Below are 2,890 nucleotides of genomic sequence, written 5' to 3' on the forward strand. Positions count from 1 at the left end.
CAGTTACTTAAATCTTGAGAGTACAAAAACCCGTCTGTATGATACTACTAACGGCTTCCGGTTGTACAGTTACTTAAATCTTGAGAGTACAAAAACCGGCTTGCTTTCTCCCGTGGCATAAAACCCGTTGTACAGTTACTTAAATCTTGAGAGTACAAAAACCATACTTAAGTTCCTCACACTCAAAGTTTGGTTGTACAGTTACTTAAATCTTGAGAGTACAAAAACAGCATCTAAAACAAATGAAATGATTGAGCTGTTGTACAGTTACTTAAATCTTGAGAGTACAAAAACCCTTTCTTTTAAACAATTTCATTAATGGCTGTTGTACAGTTACTTAAATCTTGAGAGTACAAAAACCCATAATCGTGTTCCAGTTCGAAAGTAAGTGTTGTACAGTTACTTAAATCTTGAGAGTACAAAAACACTCATTATTAGAGTGTAATTCAGGATTCGGTTGTACAGTTACTTAAATCTTGAGAGTACAAAAACCGCAAATTCGTCAATTTTGATTTTTGTTCCCTCAAAAACATTATAAAGCCTTAAATCTCGCTCGTCAATACTATTCTTTCAAATATTTCAATAACATTGGATTGACCGCTTCAATACGGAATTTTGTTTTCATTTCATACTGATACAATTTGTTTAAAATCTTTAATGCTACTTGATCCTCTATAGATAAACTCATATGAAGAATGTCAGAACTAAATAAATAGGGGCCAACCTTTCTTAAAGAAGTTAAAAAGTCTTGTTCATCAGGTATTTGATTTATTGGATATTGATTGCTAAATCGTTCATACATAAATTCTAAAGAATAAAAATGATCGGCATAATCAGAAACGATATTAATCTCCTCGATTACTTCTTTAGTTACATGAAGATAACCTTCATTTGAAGGAAACAACACAATATATAATGAGTTACTATGATTAGTAAGAAACTCCATTTTCTCGCAACATTCAACAAAATCATTATAGGATAAAAAATCATCCAAATTTCGTAAGACAAGCAAGAACTTTTCAGAACTGTTCGTCGCAATAACTTCTAACATGGAAAGAAATAATAAAAACTTTGTCTTATTGTCTACAAATTCAAAGGATATATTTTTATCATTTTTTCCAAAGTATGGTAAAAAATTTTTTTGAATTAATTGATCCATATTAAAATATTTTGCTTCAGTATGATAGATAATATCATCGATTTGAAGATTCAACTTCTGATTCAATAAAAGTGAAATCCTATCTAGATTGTCATTGATATTTTCAATTTGCTCCATTATCTCTATAGAATTAATCTTTTTCTTTATATAATCATAGGCTACTGTTCCTTTTTTATATTCCATTTGTTCAATCAAATCATTGATATTGGATATTTGAATGACACTAAATTCCGAACGAGAAACAATTGTATCATCTATCAGTATTTTAGGTTCATTCTGTTCAAATAGAACTAAATCTTCCTCACTATATTTTTTTCCTCCGAAATACCATAATAGTATCTGCCAAATATAGTATTTTAATTGCTGATCTTGTCCTATAATTTGAGTAAATTGACCAAAACTTAATAAAATATTATCCTTGTATGGATGACTAATATTCATTTTCATATAACTACCAACTTATTATCACTGACTACTTCTTCTTGCTTTGTTTTCCCACCAATGATTAAAACCATTTCAGAGAATTGTTTCTCTGTTACTGCAAGCAAACGGACATTCCCACTTGGTAAATTACTCTGACTTAATTTTTTATAGAATTTACTAGCAAAACTTCGGTTAGGACAGGTTCTATAATAAACCGAAAATTGTAACATTTCAAAACCATTAGCAATTAAGTCTTTTCGAAAGTTACGATAGACTCTCTTTTCTTGATTGGTTTCCATTGGCAAATCAAAAAAACACAATAATCTCAATGCTTCATACCTCATTTCTTTAACTCCATTCTACACTCGAAACCACCGGACAGTAAAATTTACTAGTATCCTTATCAGAGATACATTTTAGAAAACCTTTGACATACTTATCCATTGCTACTGTCACAGAACAAGTTTCTTTACCGTAACGAATCCTTGCATTTAGTGTATCTGTTAGCGCCAAGCGAAACTCGTACTTCAAATATTCTTCATCCCGTAAATTTTGATAGACCCAGACATCGACAATCTGCCGAAAAGGTTCCATTAAATCATCAACCAGGTTAAATTGGTTATATTCATTCTTATGGAAAATGCCAATCATGGGATTCAAACCGTAACCAGCAATAATCCGTGCCATCTGCGCTCTCATAATCGCATAGCCATAATTAAGACCAGCATTTATGACATCCGTTTCCTGTTGAGTAAGTCGCACAAATTTCTTACCAAACAATTCATTAAAATAAACTTTGGCAGCATGACCTTCACGATTGGTTTTATCTCCAAACTCAATATGATCTTTATAATCTGCTAATAATTGGATACTATCAATATGTTTCTCAAACATTGCAAGAACATCTTGCTGGTTATTTATTTTGAAATAGGTCACTATCTGCCATAATTTGTCTTTCTGTTCCTGTGTCCACAATAATTGCTCCTGTAATTTTTTATAGGCTCTAAAATGACCATTTTGAGAATGATAAATTCCAGTAGGCAAATGTTCATTATCACAGACAATTAAAGCAATATTATGCTTACTTAAAGCACTTAATAACCTTAAAGTTACAACAGTCTCCCCTCCTTCTGCTACAATTATCGAAATATCACTCAGTGGGATAACATAGTCTTGACCCATTTTCTTAATTAAAAGGTTATCTAACTTTAATTGCATTTTTTCACTCTGACAGACATGCACAATTCTCCAAGTCATTCTCTTATCCTCTTTCACAAAATCATAACCACCCGTCTAACGGGTGGTTTG

General features: G+C 31.5%; 3 protein-coding genes and 1 CRISPR repeat array. All 3 genes read right to left on the reverse strand.

What is annotated here, in order from left to right; all coding sequences use genetic code 11:
• Positions 1-60 precede the first annotated feature (60 nt).
• A CRISPR array of direct repeats spans positions 61-492; the repeat unit is 36 nt; unit sequence GTTGTACAGTTACTTAAATCTTGAGAGTACAAAAAC.
• Positions 493-562: 70 nt separating this feature from the next.
• From csn2-St to cas1, 3 genes are read right to left on the reverse strand one after another with little or no spacing between them, the layout of a single operon-like run.
• Positions 563-1,606 (reverse strand): CRISPR-associated protein Csn2-St, encoded by a 1,044-nt coding sequence (gene csn2-St / locus HMPREF2853_RS03515; RefSeq protein WP_070534866.1) that lies wholly within the window; start codon positions 1,604-1,606, stop codon positions 563-565.
• Positions 1,603-1,926 carry a CRISPR-associated endonuclease Cas2 gene (cas2, locus tag HMPREF2853_RS03520; RefSeq protein WP_001268300.1) on the reverse strand — a complete coding sequence of 108 codons (324 nt, stop codon included), beginning with the start codon at positions 1,924-1,926 and terminating at the stop codon, positions 1,603-1,605. Before cas2 ends, csn2-St begins: the two co-directional genes overlap by 4 nt.
• 4 nt (positions 1,927-1,930) lie before the next feature.
• Complete coding sequence (gene cas1, locus HMPREF2853_RS03525) at positions 1,931-2,839, reverse strand: type II CRISPR-associated endonuclease Cas1 (protein WP_070534868.1); 909 nt, start codon at positions 2,837-2,839, stop codon at positions 1,931-1,933.
• Positions 2,840-2,890 lie beyond the last annotated feature (51 nt).

The organism is Streptococcus sp. HMSC077F03 (assembly GCF_001812375.1).
Taxonomy (GTDB): domain Bacteria; phylum Bacillota; class Bacilli; order Lactobacillales; family Streptococcaceae; genus Streptococcus; species Streptococcus oralis_S.